The 16545-nt window shown below is 60.7% G+C and carries 15 protein-coding genes; 7 read left to right on the forward strand and 8 right to left on the reverse strand.

Annotated features, from left to right (window positions below):
* The first annotated feature begins 161 nt into the window (after positions 1 to 161).
* Positions 162 to 548 carry a TIGR03067 domain-containing protein gene (locus tag MF6394_RS13925; RefSeq protein ID WP_044273648.1) on the forward strand — a complete coding sequence of 129 codons (387 nt, stop codon included), beginning with the start codon at positions 162 to 164 and terminating at the stop codon, positions 546 to 548.
* A gap of 255 nt (positions 549 to 803) precedes the next feature.
* Here the strand turns inward: MF6394_RS13925 and MF6394_RS13930 are convergent, their stop codons facing one another.
* A complete protein-coding gene (locus MF6394_RS13930) occupies positions 804 to 1616 on the reverse strand; it encodes a class I SAM-dependent methyltransferase (RefSeq protein ID WP_069558089.1) in 813 nt (270 codons plus the stop codon).
* A 155-nt stretch (positions 1617 to 1771) separates the two neighbouring features.
* Here MF6394_RS13930 and MF6394_RS13935 point away from each other — a divergent pair, with 155 nt between their 5' ends.
* The 3 genes from MF6394_RS13935 (at position 1772) to MF6394_RS13945 (ending at position 7098) form a co-directional block, all read left to right on the forward strand.
* A complete protein-coding gene (locus MF6394_RS13935) occupies positions 1772 to 3010 on the forward strand; it encodes an MFS transporter (RefSeq protein ID WP_078466873.1) in 1239 nt (412 codons plus the stop codon).
* Positions 3011 to 3152: 142 nt separating this feature from the next.
* Positions 3153 to 4739 (forward strand): ABC-F family ATPase, encoded by a 1587-nt coding sequence (locus tag MF6394_RS13940; RefSeq protein ID WP_003191057.1) that lies wholly within the window; start codon positions 3153 to 3155, stop codon positions 4737 to 4739.
* A gap of 1186 nt (positions 4740 to 5925) precedes the next feature.
* Complete coding sequence (locus tag MF6394_RS13945) at positions 5926 to 7098, forward strand: MFS transporter (RefSeq protein ID WP_078466859.1); 1173 nt, start codon at positions 5926 to 5928, stop codon at positions 7096 to 7098.
* Here the strand turns inward: MF6394_RS13945 and MF6394_RS13950 are convergent.
* Together MF6394_RS13950 and MF6394_RS13955 are read right to left on the reverse strand one after the other, a co-directional pair.
* On the reverse strand, positions 7092 to 8129 hold the full coding sequence (locus tag MF6394_RS13950; RefSeq protein WP_044273645.1) for an alpha/beta hydrolase family protein: 1038 nt from the start codon (positions 8127 to 8129) through the stop codon (positions 7092 to 7094). The genes MF6394_RS13945 and MF6394_RS13950 overlap by 7 nt on opposite strands.
* Before the next feature lie 191 nt (positions 8130 to 8320).
* Entirely contained in the window at positions 8321 to 8932 is a 612-nt protein-coding gene (locus MF6394_RS13955) for an FMN-dependent NADH-azoreductase (protein ID WP_003191051.1), read from the reverse strand.
* Positions 8933 to 9057: 125 nt separating this feature from the next.
* Between MF6394_RS13955 and MF6394_RS13960 the strand changes: the two genes are divergently transcribed.
* Positions 9058 to 9966 (forward strand): LysR substrate-binding domain-containing protein, encoded by a 909-nt coding sequence (locus tag MF6394_RS13960; RefSeq protein ID WP_034127344.1) that lies wholly within the window; start codon positions 9058 to 9060, stop codon positions 9964 to 9966.
* On the forward strand, positions 9963 to 10319 hold the full coding sequence (locus MF6394_RS13965; protein WP_054895937.1) for an MmcQ/YjbR family DNA-binding protein: 357 nt from the start codon (positions 9963 to 9965) through the stop codon (positions 10317 to 10319). Before MF6394_RS13960 ends, MF6394_RS13965 begins: the two co-directional genes overlap by 4 nt.
* On the opposite strand, the gene MF6394_RS13970 is transcribed toward MF6394_RS13965, so the two are convergent.
* Both MF6394_RS13970 and MF6394_RS13975 read right to left on the reverse strand, forming a co-directional pair.
* Positions 10308 to 10691 carry a DUF1294 domain-containing protein gene (locus MF6394_RS13970; RefSeq protein WP_032892008.1) on the reverse strand — a complete coding sequence of 128 codons (384 nt, stop codon included), beginning with the start codon at positions 10689 to 10691 and terminating at the stop codon, positions 10308 to 10310. The two genes, MF6394_RS13965 and MF6394_RS13970, sit on opposite strands and share 12 nt — an antisense overlap.
* Positions 10688 to 11518: an undecaprenyl-diphosphate phosphatase gene (locus MF6394_RS13975; RefSeq protein WP_044273643.1), complete on the reverse strand. Its 831-nt coding sequence runs from the start codon at positions 11516 to 11518 to the stop codon at positions 10688 to 10690. The genes MF6394_RS13970 and MF6394_RS13975 overlap by 4 nt, the downstream gene beginning before the upstream one ends.
* 226 nt (positions 11519 to 11744) lie before the next feature.
* Here MF6394_RS13975 and MF6394_RS13980 point away from each other — a divergent pair, with 226 nt between their 5' ends.
* Entirely contained in the window at positions 11745 to 13379 is a 1635-nt protein-coding gene (locus MF6394_RS13980) for a methyl-accepting chemotaxis protein (protein ID WP_003191044.1), read from the forward strand.
* 47 nt (positions 13380 to 13426) lie between these two features.
* Here MF6394_RS13980 and dctM read toward each other — a convergent pair whose 3' ends face one another.
* The 3 genes from dctM to MF6394_RS13995 form a co-directional block, all read right to left on the reverse strand.
* Positions 13427 to 14707 carry a C4-dicarboxylate TRAP transporter large permease protein DctM gene (gene dctM / locus MF6394_RS13985; RefSeq protein ID WP_014718351.1) on the reverse strand — a complete coding sequence of 427 codons (1281 nt, stop codon included), beginning with the start codon at positions 14705 to 14707 and terminating at the stop codon, positions 13427 to 13429.
* Positions 14707 to 15339, reverse strand: a complete 633-nt coding sequence (locus MF6394_RS13990) for a TRAP transporter small permease (RefSeq protein ID WP_047710778.1) — start codon at positions 15337 to 15339, stop codon at positions 14707 to 14709. Before MF6394_RS13990 ends, dctM begins: the two co-directional genes overlap by 1 nt.
* Before the next feature lie 174 nt (positions 15340 to 15513).
* Positions 15514 to 16497, reverse strand: coding sequence for a TRAP transporter substrate-binding protein (locus MF6394_RS13995; protein WP_078466860.1), 984 nt, complete (start codon positions 16495 to 16497; stop codon positions 15514 to 15516).
* Positions 16498 to 16545: the final 48 nt, after the last annotated feature.

The raw sequence follows: 16545 nt of genomic DNA on the forward strand, positions 1-16545 counted from the left end.
GACACAGCCATGTCAGACTGATCTGGTTGCAAGCGTAGTCAATACAACATGAAAAAGCTGTCAAATACCTGTCTTATAAAGAAAAAAATTTCGCCTACAGGTGGAACAGTGTCAGCCTCACTACAATTGAACATTTTTTTGAACAGCAATAAGGACTTTGCATGTCACCCCTTTCCGCTTCGGACTTTCGCGCACTGCAAGGCACTTGGGAACAAACAGCCCTTGAAGACAATGGCGTGCTCAACCCCGTGGATGCCCACAGCGCGCCAGGCGCGATCACCACAATTTCAGGGGATCGCTTCGAAGTGACCACGGTCAGTGGCGAACTATTATTGGCGGGTCGGTTCGAGCTGGACGCCAGTACCACGCCCAAAAGCATTACCTGGACTGACGACATAGGTGATGACGCAGGCAAGCAGCTCCCCGCCAGTTACCGGCTCGACGGCGATGATTTCGTATTTATCGCAGCGGATGAAGGCATGCCCAGGCCCACTGTGTTCAGCACCGGCCCTGGGCAAACCATGCGCACCTTCGTACGGCGCTCTTGAATGCCCCTCTGTAGGAGCGAGCTTGCTCGCGAAAAACTCCCAGACGCCGCGTCTGATTCAGGCAACACGCGTAATCGTTAGCGTTCTTCGCGAGCAAGCTCGCTCCTACACCAAACGGCATTGGTCATCCGATTTGATCACGGCATTTTCACAAGGCCTTCACTTTTCCACCTATAGGGTGAAGCCTACCTACTCCAGTGAATCCCTTGGCCCGCCCTCTCCTCGCGGGCCTTTTTTTGCCTGCGCAAACCTTGATCAGCCATCACGCTTGGTCGCTGTCAGGGTAAAACACAGGGGCATTTGCGCGACCTGATGCTCATACTGTTCGTAAAGTTCTTCCCGGTTGCAATGCGGGTATTCCTGCAAATGGGCGATCTGCAACTGCGCTGCGATAGCCCCGCTGACCACGCTGCCCAGGGTATGTACGTACCAATAGGAGGTGGGCCCGGGCCGTTCATCCTTCCCTTCATAGACAATTGCCTCCTGCAGTACAAAGGGCTCGCGCTGAAAGTAAGAACTGGCAGGCTGCATCGGGTTGGCCCCACAGGGGTCAAACACCTCGAGAAAGGGATGGGTTTCGTACATGACCAGCGTGCCGCCGGGCTTCAGCACACTGGCAACCTGGCGCATGAACAGCGCCACATCCGGCATCCAACCCAGCACGCCAATGGTCACCAGGGCAATATCGAAGCGTGCCTGCAAACGCTCCGGCAAATGGTGGATATCGGTCTCAATGAACTCAGGGCTATGCGGCGAGACCTCGGCCAATTCTCGCGCCTGTTCAAGAAACGCCCGGGATTGATCGACCCCCACCACCGAACGCGCGCCCAAGCCATACAGCGATAGGCTTTCGCGCCCGTTGTTGCAGCACAACTGCACCACATCCTTGCCCATTACACCCGCCTCTTGCAGCAAGGTGGTGATGGTCGGGTCAAGGCAGGAAAAATCAGGCGCGGCGACGGAGGCCAGCAGTGCCGTCCAGGTCGGAGTATCTTTGTGCAACCCGGCAGATTCATCCCAGGCATTTTTGTTGCTGGCGATCGCCTCTTGCGCTGAGGGCATGTCCATTGCTTCTCCAGAAACTCATTACAGTGGGCTTTGGAAAGTAAGTTAAATGCACGCAGGAGGAAAGCCTCCCCGACCGCGAAACTTATCACCCAGCCCACAGGTCACTAATCCAACGCGCGTTCAGCCCCTGAACGCGGCTCTTGAAGGTCAGCACCGTGGCCCGTCATTCAGACCTGCGCATCGCTTTATCCCTGGACAGCCTGAACTTCTTTCTCGCCGATGTGCGCGACGGTCTCGGACCGTACCTGGCAATCTATCTGCTGGCCGTGCATCAATGGGAGCCGGCCAGCATTGGCGTGGTCATGACCCTGGCAGGCATCGCCGCCTTACTGACCCAAGGCCCCGCAGGTGCGCTGATCGACCGCACTCGCAGCAAACGCGCGGTGGTTGCCATTGCCGCGCTGCTGGTGACGGGCAGTTGCCTGATGCTGCCCTTCGTCAGCTCATTTGGCTGGGTGGCGTTGACCCAGGCGGCCAGCGCCGTAGCTGCGTCTGTCTTTGCCCCGGCAATTTCCGCCATTTCGCTGGGGATCACCGGGCCGCGCGCCTTCACCCGGCGTACCGGGCGCAACGAGACCTTCAACCACGCTGGCAATGCCGTGGCCGCATTGCTGGCCGGCGGGTTGGCGTACCTGTTCGGGCCGGTGGTGGTGTTCTACCTGATGGCCTTTATGGCGGTCGCCAGTGTCATTGCGGTCAGTTGCGTGCCGGCCAAGGCGATTGACCATGAGGTCGCCCGTGGTTTCGATCCGGCCCATCACACCGACCATGAACAGCCCTCGGGCCTGAAAGCGTTGCTGGCCAACCAACCGCTGTTATTGTTCGCCATCTGCTGCGCGCTGTTTCACCTGGCCAACGCCGCGATGCTGCCGCTGGTCAGCCAGAAACTGGCGCAGATCAATTTGCAGATGGCCACCCCGCTGACTTCAGCCTGCATTGTCGCCGCACAGTTGGTGATGGTGCCGATGGCCTGGCTGGTCGGGCTCAAGGCCGATATCTGGGGGCGCAAGCCGCTGTTGCTTGTAGGTTTCCTGATACTGCCGCTGCGTGGCGTGCTCTATACCTTGTCCAGCGACCCCTACTGGCTGGTGGCCGTGCAGATGCTCGACGGTATCGGCGCCGGCATTTTCGGCGCCCTGTTCCCGGTGATTGTCAAAGACCTGACCCAAGGCACCGGGCGCTTCAACGTCAGCCTGGGCGCCCTCTCCACCGTATTTGGCCTCGGCGCGGCGCTCAGTAGCAGCCTGGCCGGTTTCGTGGTGCAGCAGGCTGGCTACAACGCGGCGTTCCTGACGTTGGCGGCGGTTGCGGCCGCTGCCTTGATGCTGCTGTGGCTGGCCATGCCGGAGACCTTGGCAAAACCATCCTTCGCTCGCCATACAACTGTCGCCTGACATATGCGACAATGCGCGCCAAATTCCAACACACATCCCAAATTTTGTGTTCAGCGACCGGGTTTCGCGCCTTGATGTCGCTGTTGACGCATGCCGGAAGGCACCTGCCGTCACGCTCGCAACCCATTGATAGGTAAAGTAATTGATCTCCACAGCTAACATCACCATGCAGTTCGGCGCCAAGCCGCTCTTCGAGAACGTCTCGGTCAAGTTCGGCGCCGGCAACCGCTATGGTTTGATCGGTGCCAACGGTTGCGGCAAGTCGACCTTCATGAAAATCCTCGGTGGCGACCTCGACCCGTCCGGCGGCCAGGTCATGCTCGAGCCGAATGTGCGCCTGGGTAAACTGCGCCAGGACCAGTTCGCCTATGAAGAATTCACCGTGCTCGACACCGTGATCATGGGCCACGAGGAGCTGTGGAAGGTCAAGGCCGAACGCGACCGCATCTACTCGCTGCCGGAAATGAGCGAAGAAGACGGCATGGCCGTGGCCGAGCTGGAAACCGAGTTCGCCGAGATGGACGGCTACACCGCCGAATCCCGCGCCGGTGAACTGCTGCTGGGCCTGGGCATTCCCCTGGAACAGCATTTCGGCCCGATGAGTGAAGTGTCCCCAGGCTGGAAGCTGCGCGTATTGCTGGCCCAGGCGCTGTTCTCCGACCCGGAAGTGCTGTTGCTCGACGAACCGACCAACCACTTGGACATCAACACCATCCGCTGGCTGGAAAACATCCTGACCCAGCGCTCCAGCCTGATGATCATCATCTCTCACGACCGTCACTTCCTGAACAGCGTGTGCACCCACATGGCTGACCTGGACTACGGCGAGCTGCGCCTGTTCCCGGGCAACTATGACGAGTACATGACCGTGGCGACCCAGTCCCGCGAGCAATTGCTGTCGGACAACGCCAAGAAGAAAGCGCAGATCTCCGAACTGCAATCCTTCGTCAGCCGCTTCTCGGCCAACGCCTCGAAAGCCAAGCAGGCCACCTCCCGTGCCAAGGCGATCGACAAGATCCAGCTGGCCGAAGTCAAGCCGTCGAGCCGTGTGAGCCCGTTCATCCGTTTCGAGCAGAACAAAAAGCTGCACCGCCAGGCGGTCATGGTCGAAAAAATGGCCAAGGGTTTTGACGGCAAGCCGCTGTTCAAAGACTTCAGCTTCCAGGTTGAAGCCGGCGAGCGCGTGGCGATCATCGGCCCGAACGGTATCGGCAAGACCACCCTGCTGCGCACCCTGGTCAATGAACTGACTCCGGATGCCGGCAGCATCAAGTGGACCGACGCCGCGGAGTTGGGCTACTACGCCCAGGACCACGCCCACGACTTCGAAGACGACGTGAGCCTGTTCGACTGGATGGGCCAGTGGACTCAGGGCGAACAAATGATCCGTGGCACGCTGGGCCGTATGTTGTTCTCCAACGACGAGATCCAGAAGTCGGTCAAAGTGATCTCCGGTGGTGAACAAGGTCGCATGCTGTTCGGCAAGCTGATCCTGCAAAAGCCCAACGTGCTGATCATGGACGAGCCGACCAACCACTTGGACATGGAATCCATCGAAGCATTGAACCTGGCGCTGGAGAACTATCCGGGCACGCTGATCTTCGTCAGCCACGACCGTGAGTTCGTATCGTCCCTGGCCACTCGCATTATCGAGTTGAGCCCAAGCGGCGTGATCGACTTCAGCGGCACCTATGACGACTACCTGCGCAGCCAGGGTGTGGTGTTCTAAGAACAGCGCTTAGCTACAAGCTGCAAGAAAAAGCCCTGTCCCTGTGATAGGGCTTTTTTGCATCCGCACTGTGCCGGGCGCTGATTCTGTGGGACATGCATAACCAGTGTGGGAGCTGGCTTGCCTGCGACAGCGCAGACCGCCTTCGCGGGCAAGCCCGCTCCCACAGGGGATCTGCGCCGGGCTCTGATTCTGTGGGCAATACATAACCAATGTGGGAGCTGGCTTGCCTGCGAAAGCGGTGGTTCAGCTATAGATTCACTGACTGACACACCGCCTTCGCGAGCAAGCCCGCTCCCACAGGGGATCTGCGCCAGGCGCTGATTTTGTGGGCCATGCATAACCCATGTGGGAGCCGGCTTGCCTGCGAAAGCGGTGGTTCAGTTATAGATTCACTGACTGACACACCGCCTTCGCGGGCAAGCCCGCTCCCACAGGGGATCTGCGCCGGGCGCTGATTTTGTGGGCCATGCATAACCCATGTGGGAACAGGCTTGCCTGCGAAAGCGGTGGTTCAGTTATAGATTCACTGACTGACACACCGCCTTCGCAAGCAAGCCCGCTCCCACAGGGGATCTGCGCCAGGCGCTGATTTTGTGGGCCATGCATAACCCATGTGGGAGCCGGCTTGCCTGCGAAAGCGGTGGTTCAGCCATAGACTCACTGACTGACACACCGCCTTCGCGAGCAAGCCCGCTCCCACAGGAAACTGTGCCAGGCGCTGATTTTGTGGGCCATGCATAACCAGTGTGGGAGCTGGCTTGCCTGCGAAAGCGGTGGTTCAGTTATAGATTCACTGATTGACACGCCGCCTTCGCGGGCAAGCCCGCTCCCACAGGGGATCTGCGCCAGGCGCTGATTTTGTGGGCCATGCATAACCACTGTGGGAGCTGGCTTGCCTGCGAAAGCGGTGGTTCAGTTATAGATTCACTGTTTGACACGCCGCCTTCGCGGGCAAGCCCGCTCCCACAGGGGATCTGCGCCAGGCGCTGATTTTGTGGGCCATGCATAACCCATGTGGGAGCTGGCTTGCCTGCGAAAGCGGTGGTTCAGCTATGGATTCAGTGGCTGACATACCGCCTTAGCGGGCAAGCCCGCCACAGGGATGTACGGTAGGCGTCCCTCGCTCCTACAGGGAGGCAGGATATGCCATGATGCTTTACCGCCCGCCAGCGATTGAGTATTCATGCCCGCCGCCCCCTCCTCCCTGTCGATCACCCGGCAGATCGTTTCCATCGTTTTCTACACCTTCATTGCCTTTATCTGCATCGGCCTGCCGATTGCGGTGATTCCAGGCTATGTGCACGAGCAACTGGGCTTCAGCGCCGTGGTGGCCGGGGTGACCATCGGTTCACAGTACCTGGCCACGCTGCTCAGCCGTCCGATGGCCGGGCGGATGTCGGATAACGTCGGTACCAAACGCGCGATCGTGCTAGGCCTGGCCGGCATTCTGATCAGCGGTGTACTGACCTTTATCGCCACGCTGCTGGAAAGTCTGCCGAGCTTGAGCCTGGGTATTCTGATCGCCGGTCGCCTGTTACTCGGCGTGGCCCAGGGCCTGATTGGCGTGGGGACCATCAGTTGGTGCATGGGCGCGGTGGGCGCCGAGCACACCGCACGCTCGATTTCCTGGAATGGCATCGCCTCCTACGGCGCGATTGCGATTGGTGCGCCACTTGGCGTGGTGATGGTGGCTGATTACGGCTACACCAGCCTCGGTCTTGCCCTCGCGGTGCTGGCGGCGTTGGGCCTGGTGCTGATCCGCAATAAACCGTCGGTGCCAGTGGTGCGTGGCGAGCGGCTGCCGTTCTGGGCGGTGTTCGGGCGTATCGCGCCGTTCGGCGCCAGCCTGTGCCTGGCCTCGATTGGCTACGGCACGCTGACGACCTTCATCACCCTGTATTACCTCAATCGCGGCTGGACCGGTGCGGCGTATTGCCTGACGGTATTTGGCGTGTGTTTTATTCTCTCGCGCCTGGTGTTCATTTCCGCCATCAGCCGGTTTGGCGGGTTCACCGCCGCCATCGCCTGCATGCTGATCGAAACCCTGGGCCTGACGCTGTTGTGGCTGGCGCCGTCTACCAGCGTGGCCTTGATCGGCGCCGGGTTGACCGGCTTTGGCTTGTCACTGGTGTACCCGGCGCTCGGCGTGGAAGCCATCAAGCAAGTGCCGGACAGCAGCCGCGGCGCGGGGCTGAGTGCCTATGCGGTGTTTTTCGACCTGGCCCTGGCGATTGCCGGGCCGTTGATGGGCGCCGTGGCGCTGAACCTCGGCTATGGCTGGATCTTCTTCTGCGCGGCCTTGCTGTCGGTCAGCGCGCTCGGCCTGACCGTATTGCTCAGGCGTCGCGCCTACTGATCAGCGGTCTGCAAGCCGGCGCGGGTGGCCTCGCCCAGGGTATGGCTGAAAAAACGCCCGGCCTCGGAGACCAGGTCGCGGTGAATGCCTTCGCGATCGACGCCATCGGCATCCGTGCAAATGGCCGGCATGCTCGCCAATTGATCACTGTCACACGGCGCCATGAACACAAAGTGCCCGGCCCCGGCCAACAGCTTGAAATCCGGGGGCTGCGGCAACTTGCGCGCCAGGGCGGCGGCGTTCTTGTCCACGGCCACCAACTGGTCGCCATCGCCACTGTAGAGCAGCACCGGCACATGCACGTCCGCCAGGGTGTGGCGGCCAAACATCAAGCTCAGCGGCGCCATCAGCATCAAGGCATGGATGCGCGGATCGGCCTGGGGTTGCAAATCGTCGCGGTCGACCACCAGCTCGCCCTTGGTGGTGCACGCGTCGCGGTCTTCGGGGCGCTCTTGGCAGTAGCGGCGCAGACGTTCGAAATCAGGCTTGGCGCCGGCCAGGATCAATGCCGTCTCGCCACCGGCGGAATAACCGATGACGCCGATCTGATCGATATCCACAAAGGGCGATAGCATCGGCTCGGCCAACGCGGCGGTGATCGCCTGGGATATCTGGATCGGCCGACCATATAAATTGCTTACAGTGCCCAGGCGGCTGTGGTCCTTGTAGTTGTCCCCGGGATGCAGCACCGCCACCACCACAAACCCCTTGCGCGCCAAGGCGGTGGCCAGGTCATGCAGGGCCAACGGCGTGCCGGTATTGCCGTGGGACAGCATCAGCATCGGGAATCGCCCGATCGCCACCTTGGCATCTTCGCTGGCCGCCACATGGTAGGCGCCCAGCGCGGTGGAGCGCTCGGCATCGGTAGAGGGGTAGAACGCGATGGCTTTCATCGGCTGCGCATCCAGCGGGTCGAGAAAACTCATGCGATGAAACCCCACGCTCCAATGGGGGTGCGGTGCCGGCGCGGCGTGCACTGAAACCAGGCCGCCAATCAGGGAAAGAACCAAAACAGCACAAAGACGCATCATGGGGATGTCCACCTTTGCTGCACAAGAACCGGCCTGTCGAATAAAAAGTCCAGGGTATCGAATGGATGTCTGCATAACCTGGGCCACAACGAGAAAACTCCGTACTCCGCTCGCGCTCAGGCGATCAGAATACAGAGTTTAGGCGCTCGGTTTCAGATTGAAACCGAGGACAGAGCAAATTTACATAAGCCTTACGCAGCGGCGAACAGTTGCTCGTTGATGCGCACGTTGGCGTCGCTCATGGCTTTGCTGCGCACTTCATCACCGTAGGCCAGGCCTTCGGCGCGGACGATCTCGATGTCGGTGATGCCGAGGAAACCGAACAGCAGCTTCAAGTAGCCTTCGTGAGCAGCGCCCGAGGCCTGGTCGGCATGCAGGCCACCGGCGGTGGAGACAATAATGACTTTCTTGTTGCCGCACAGGCCTTCAGGGCCGGCTTCGGTGTAGCGGAAGGTCTGGCCGGCTACCGCGATGCGGTCGATCCAGGCTTTCAACTGGGTGGGGATGGTGAAGTTGTACATCGGCGCACCGACTACCACGGCATCGGCGGCGAGGAATTCAGCCAGCGACGACGCACTCAGTTCAGCCTCGTGCTTTTGCGCTGCATCGCGCAGTTCGGCAGCAGTGCCCAAGGCGCCCAGGGTCGCGCCGGAAAAATGGTTGATGCCTTCGCTGGCGAGGTCACGGTAAGTCACTTCCACGCCCGGCTGGGCGGCCTGCCATGCCTTGACCACACCCGCGCTGAGCTGACGGGAGGCCGAGTTGTCGCCGAGGATGCTGGAATCGATATGCAACAGTTTCATGATGGATCTCCGAGGTGGGATCGACAGTGGCGATCAGATGGTGGTGATGCTACGCATGAAACCAATGGTCGATAAGCCAGCTGAAATGCGATAGTTTGTCCCACTGACAGGACAATAGGCCCACCATGCAAGACCTCAACGACCTCTACTATTTCGCCAAAGTCGTCGAAGCCGGCGGTTTTGCTGCGGCTGGCCGGCTACTCGGCATTCCCAAATCCAGGCTTTCACGGCGCATTGCCGAACTGGAAGACCGCCTGGGTGCACGCTTGCTGCAACGCACCACCCGGCAACTGACGCTCACCGCCGTCGGCGAACGCTACCTGCGCCACTGCCAGGCCATGCTGCTTGAAGCGGAAATGGCCGACGAAGCCGTGGCCAGTATGTCCAGCGAACCACGGGGGCGCTTGCGGGTCAGTTGCCCGGTGGGCCTGGCCCAGCAGATCCTGCCGGAGTTGGTAGCCGGTTTTCTGGCCGCGCACCCGTTGGTACAGTTGGACATGACCCTGGTGAATCGCCGCGTCGACCTGGTGGCCGAAGGCATTGATGTAGCGCTGCGCGTACGCGAACTGGGCGACGAAGACCCGTTGCTGGTCACCAAACGCCTGCGCCAGGCGCATACCGTGCTGGTGGCCAGCCCCGTTTTCATGCGTGAGCGGCGGGTCGAAACCCTGGAAGACCTCAAGCAGTTGCCAATCCTTGGCGCACTCGAGGCGGACCGAATGGTGCACCAACGCATCATCGACCCCCAGGGCAACATGCACGAGCTAGTGATGGAGGCGCGCCTGGGCATCGAAGACTTTATCGTGCGCAAGGCCAGCGCAATGATGGGCGTGGGCTTTACGGTGTTGCCAATGATGTACTGCGAAGAAGAACTGGCCAGCGGCCGGCTGGTGCAATTGCTACCGGAGTGGTCATTGCCAGGCGGCTGGCTGCAGGCGGTCTACCCGCACCGGCGCGGCGTGCTGCCGGCCATCCGGGCCTGGATCGACTACCTGGAAGAAGGCTTCAAAGGCTGTGGAGATCGGCTGTTATGAGCATGACGGAAGAACAAGTCGCACGTTTTTGCCTGAGCCTGCCAGGCGCACGGGAAGACTATAAATGGGGTGGCGTGCGGGTGTTCTCGGTTGCTGGCAACAAGATGTTCGCCTTGCAGAACCTGCGCGGTGAGTCGCTGGCCTTCAAGGTCGACAAAGAACTGTTCCTGGGTCACGTCGACCGCCCGGGCATTCACCCGGCGCCTTACCTGGCGAGGGCGCAGTGGGTCATCATGAACACGCCCTACCCTTTGGGCGCTGAGGAACTGCGCGGCTTGTTGCAGCGCTCCCACCAGTTGGTGGTGAGCAAGCTGCCCAAGCGCACGCAGATTGGCTTGCGGCTAGAGGATTGACAGCAAGGTGCCGCCGAGGAACAGCTGGTCCAGCCAGAACACCTGGTGCAACAGCACAATCACCCAGAACAACACCTGGTAAGACACCTTGCGCGTCTTGTGCCGGAACACCTGTTGGGCGATCAACGCCCCCGGCCAACCGCCGGCCAGCTCCACCGCATGCAGGATGTTTTCCGGGGTCCGCCAGCCTTCGGTCTGCGCCTTGCGCTTATCGCTCCAGTACAAGAAGAACGCCACCACGCTGACCACGCCGTAGGCCATCAACGGGATCACCGTTTCGCCGCGATACCACAGCAACGCCGAGCCCAGCAGCGGCGCGGCACACAGCAGTACAAAGATCAGCGCCTTCAGGCGTGGATGCTGGATACTCATGGCTTGACCGCAGTCCAGTCGATCCAGCCGAACTGCCAGGTCGCCAGGATCACCAGACCAAAGGCAATCCGGTACCAGGCAAACGCCGCGTAGCTGTGGCTGGCGATGAACTTGAGCAGGGCCTTGACCGCGATCATCGCGAAGATGAACGAGGTGACAAAGCCAATGGCGAACACCGGCAGGTCCGCGGGCTGGAACAGGTCACGGTATTTATAGCCCGAGTACACCGCCGCACCGACCATGGTCGGCATCGCCAGAAAGAACGAGAACTCGGTGGCGGTCTTGCGCGACAGGCCGAACAACAGCCCGCCAATGATCGTCGCACCAGAGCGCGAAGTGCCGGGGATCATGGCCAGGCACTGGGCCAGGCCGACCTTCAGGGCGTCTTTCCAGGTGATGTCATCGACGGTTTCAGCCCGCACTGCATGTTGGCGGCGTTCAGCCCACAACATGATCACGCCGCCCACCACCAGCGCCGTGGCCACGGTGATCGGGTTGAACAGGTAATGCTTGATCAGGTCGGCAAAAATCACCCCCAGTACCACCGCCGGCAACACGGCGATGATCAGGTTGACGGTAAAGCGCCGGGCTTTGGGCTGGGTCGGCAGGCCGATAACCACGTCAAAGATCTTGCGTCGAAACTCCCAGACCACCGCCAGGATCGCGCCCAGCTGGATGATGATGTTGAAGGCTTCGAAACGCTCGCCGCCAAAATTGATCAGGTCGGCGACGATGATCTGGTGGCCGGTGCTGGAGATCGGCAAGAACTCCGTAAGCCCCTCTACGATGCCGAGAATCAATGCCTGTATGGCGGTCCAAAAATCCATGCTGTCTCCAAAGGTCATGCACGGGGCATGCCTCTTAGTCTTTTTTAAGTTCACTGACGACGAGCGCACACAAGCGCCCGCGGTTGATTCTCAACGCCGGTCTGCAAAAATTCCGTGAAAAATCAGGCAGTACTCAGGTTTTTCGATTCCGGGCCGAAAGCCTATCAGACACGCCGGAAATCTCGAAGCAGCACCACAATTATAAAGAGCAGGGAGTGACAGGACGATGAACAGTTTGCGCAGCATGTCGATCAGCCGCCGCCTTTGGCTGATCCTGATAGTCGCCGTGTTGATGCTGCTGGCCTTGGGGCTGTTGATGCTCAACCAGATCCACGGCGACCTCTACCAAGCCAAGCGCCAGCAGACCCAGCACGTGGTACAGACCGCCAGTGGCGTACTCAGCTATTACCAGAACCTGGAAAAAACCGGCGTGCTGACCCGCGACGCCGCGCAACAACAGGCCTTGAGCGCGGTGCGCGGCCTGCGTTATGACCACGATGATTACTTCTGGATCAACGACCTCACCCCCGTGATGATCATGCACGCGGCCAACCCCAAGCTCGACGGCCAGAACCTCTCGGCGATTCGCGACCCGGACGGTTTCGCCGTGTTCAACGAATTCGTGAGCCTGGCCAAGGCCAAGGGCGCCGGCATCGTCAACTACCGCTGGCCGAAGCCCGGCGCCGAAGCGCCGGTGGAGAAAACCTCGTACATCCAACTGTTCGAACCCTGGGGCTGGATCATCGGCTCCGGCGTCTACGTGGACGATGTGCAGGCCGAATTCAGGGGCCAGGTGTGGAAAGCCTCGGCCATTGGCCTGGGTATTGCGCTGATGATGGCCGTGCTGGTGGTGCTGATTGCCCGCAGCATCGTGCAGCCGTTGCAGGCGGCGGTGAATGCCATGGGCAATATCGCCAGCGGCGAAAGCGACCTGACCCACAGCCTCGACACCCACGGCCGTGACGAGTTGACGCAACTGGCCCAGCACTTCAATAGCTTCACCGCCAAGCTGCGCCAGGTGGTCGGCCAGTTGCAGGTGTGCGCGAACGCCCTGGGCCAGTCGTCCACCGAACTGGGCCACAACGCCAGCCAGGCCCATGACCGCAGCCAGCAGCAGTCGCAGCAGATGGAACTGGTGGCCACCGCCATCAACGAAGTCACCTACGGCGTGCAGGACGTGGCCAAGAATGCCGAGCACGCTGCCAGCGAAATGCGCGATGCCCAGGCCCAGGCACAACAGGGCCAGGTCAATATCGACGGCAGCTTGCAGCAGATCGACCAGCTCTCCACCACTATCAGCCAGGCCGTGGAGGTGATCCGCACGCTCTCCAGCGAAAGCACGCAGATCGGCGGCGTACTGGAAGTGATCCGCTCCATCGCCGACCAGACCAACCTGCTCGCCCTCAACGCCGCCATCGAAGCCGCCCGCGCCGGTGAACAAGGCCGTGGGTTTGCGGTGGTCGCCGATGAGGTGCGCCTGCTGGCCCAGCGCACGCAGAAATCCACCGCCGAGATCCAGGTGATGATCGAGCGCCTGCAAGGCCACTCGGAAGCAGCGGTCAAGGTGATCAGCGACAGCCACAGCGCCTCGCAACTGACCATCGAACAAGCCGGCCAGGCGGGCGCGAGCCTCACCGCCATCGGCCAGGCGCTGCACAATCTCAACGGCCTGAACGCCTCGATAGCCAGCGCCACCCTGCAACAGGCCCACGTGGTGGAAGACATCAACCAGAACGTCACCCAAGCGGCCGGGCTGTCCCACAGCACCGCGCTGGCGGCGGAGCAATCGAGCGTGGCGAGTGCACAGTTGCGTGGCTTGAGTGAACAGCTGGATGGGCTTTTGCGTCAGTTCAAGGTCTGACGCCCCTCAACGGTGGGAGGGCTGCCCTCTCCCACCGTCCAGCGGCCTCACATCCCCAGCCACTGCGGCAGTGCGAGGGAAATGAACGGCAGGTAGGTGACCATGATCAGGAACACCAACAGGATCATCAGCCACGGCATCGCCGCGCGGATGGTCTGCCCCAGGGTCAGCCCCGTCACCGCCGAAGTCACGAACAGGTTCAGCCCCACCGGTGGATGTACCAGGCCGATTTCCATGTTCACCACCATCACGATGCCCAGGTGAATCGGATCAATACCCAGCTTCATCGCAATCGGGAAAAAGATCGGCGCCAGGATCAGCACAATGGCCGAAGGCTCCATAAAGCTGCCGGCAATCAGCAACACCACGTTGACCATGATCAAAAAGCCAATCGGCGTCAGCCCTTCGGAGATCACCCAGGCGGTAATTTGCTGGGGGATCTGCTCGGTGGTCAGCACGTGGGCAAACAGCATGGCGTTGGCGATGATGAACATCAGCATGATCGACAATCGCCCGGACTCCAGCAGCACTTTGGGACAGTCGCGCAGCTTCATGTCCTTGTAGACGAACAGCGCGACAAACGCCGAATACACCGCCGCCACCGCCGCCGCTTCGGTCGGGGTGAACATGCCGCTGTAAATGCCCCCAAGGATGATCACCAGCAGCAACAGGCCCCAGAATGCCCGGCGTGCGCAACTCAGCCACTCACGGAACGTCGCCCGGGGTTGCGCCGGCAGCTTCTTGATGCGGGCGACGATGTAGATCGCGACCATCAACATCAGGCCCAGCAGCAAACCCGGAATCACCCCGGCCATGAACAGCTTGCCCACCGAGGTTTCGGTCGCCGCCGAATACACCACCATCACAATCGACGGCGGAATCAGAATGCCCAAGGTCCCGGCATTGCAGATGATGCCCGCCCCAAACTCCTTCGGGTAACCGGAACGCACCATGCCTGCCACGGCAATCGAGCCCACTGCTGCCACCGTGGCCGGTGATGAGCCGGACAGCGCCGCAAACAGCATGCACGCCAGCACCGCCGCAATCGCCAGGCCACCGCGGATATGCCCGACACAGGCATTGGCAAAGTCGATCAGCCGTTGGGCCACGCCGCCGGTGGTCATGAAGGCACCGGACAACAGGAAAAACGGAATCGCCAGGAAGGTGTAGGCGTCGCTGGTTTCAAACAGCTTGATCGCCAGGGAACTCACCGAGTCCTGGCTGAACATCAGGATCGACACCGCACCGGACAGCCCCAGGGCAATCGCAATCGGCACGCCCAGAAACATGAACACGAACAACAGCAGAAACAGACAGAGCACGGCCATCAGTGACGCTCCTCATGGCTGCCGGCCAACTTGCTGGCCTCACCGGCCTCGTCGGCCAACCCCAACCCGACCTGGCGGTGGGTAAAGATGCGGTAGAAAATTTCCAGGTAGCGGATCAAGACCAAGGCAAAGCCAATGGGCACGATCACCACGATGTCGCCGACATCGATACCGAACTGGTCGAGGTCTTCGGCGCCGATATGCGCGGTCATCACCGCACTCACCCACTTGTAGCTGGCCACCATGAACAACCCGGCATAGGCCAGGCAGCACAGGCACGCGAGCATGCCGAGCAGGCGTTGCACCGGGCGCCGAGTCAGCCGCACCAGCGCGTCCACGCCCAGGTGGCCTGCGGTGCGCACGCCGTAAGAAATGCCGAAGAAAATCAACCAGCCGAACATGGCCTTGGTCAGCGCCACGCTCCAGGTCATCTCTTGGGCCAACGTCATGGTGCCGTCGCCCAGGGCATTGAAGAAGGGGCTGCTCCAGGCCCATTTGTCGGCCAGGGTAAAAAACAGGGTGTAGACGTTGTTGAGCATGACGTAGACGAATGTCACCAGGGTCATGGCGGCCAGCAGGAACGCAATGAAGCCTTCCTCCAGGTGCTCCCAGACGCGCCTTAGCGTTTGCATGGCAAAACCTCGCGAAAAAGGGATGGGTTATGCAAGGCACAGGGTGAAAACCGGTTCGACATGTGGGAGCGGGCTTGCTCGCGAATACAGTCTGTCAGTTGATAACACTGGTGACTGACCCACCGCTTTCGCGAGCAAGCCCGCTCCCACATTGGATCTCGGTATGCCCTGGGATTACTGGTTGGAAGCGTCCGCCGCCTTGATCAGGTCAGCCCCAATCTCGCCCTCGAACTTCTGCCACACCGGGCGCATGGCTTCGCGCCACAGCGCACGTTGCGCGGGGGTCAGTTCGATGATTTCGCTGGTCTTGGCGTCGATGATCTTTTGCTTGGCCGACTGGTTCAGCGCTTCGGCCTGCTTGTTCACCTCTACGGTAACCTCGGCCATGATCTGCTCCAGGGTGCTGCGCACATCCGGCGCCAGGCTGTTCCAGAATTTTGCGTTGGTGATCACCATGTAGTCGATCAGGCCATGGTTGGACTCGGTGAAGTACTTCTGCACTTCGTTGACCTTCTGGCTTTCATAGTTGGACCAGGTGTTCTCGGTGCCATTCACGGTGCCGGTCTGCAGGCCTTGGTAAACCTCGGCAAAGCTCATCTTGCGCGGGTTGGCACGGATCGCCTTGAACTGCTCTTCGAGCACACTGGAAGCCTGCACGCGGAACTTCAGGCCACGGGCGTCCTTGGGTTCATGCAGGGCCTTGTTGGCGGAGAGTTGCTTGAGGCCGTTGTGCCAATAGGCCAGACCGAGGATGTTCTTATCCTGCATCGAGGTCAGCAGTTGCTTGCCCTCAGCGGCCTGGAAACGGTCGACGGCGGCCAGATCGTTGAACAGGAACGGCAAGTCGTAGATCTGCACTTGCTTGGTGTAATGCTCGAACTTGGCCAGGGACGGCGCCAGCATTTGCACGTCGCCCAGCAGCAACGCTTCCATTTCCTTGCCATCGCCAAACAGCGACGAGTTCGGGTACACCTCGACCTTGACCTTGCCGGGCAGGCGCTCTTCAGCAAGTTTTTTAAACAGCAACGCGCCCTGGCCTTTAGGGGTGTTTTCGGCAACCACGTGGGCGAACTTGATCACAATCGGGTCTGCCGCCTGGGCCAGGCCCGCGGTAAACAACGTGGCGGCGCACAGCAGCGCCCGGGAAAGCTTGAGCATGGGAATCACCTTCTTATTGTTGTGTTGTAAGGCAAGGTGCCTGATGAA

It is taken from the genome of Pseudomonas sp. MF6394 (genome assembly GCF_002018845.1).
Lineage (GTDB): Bacteria > Pseudomonadota > Gammaproteobacteria > Pseudomonadales > Pseudomonadaceae > Aquipseudomonas > Aquipseudomonas lactis.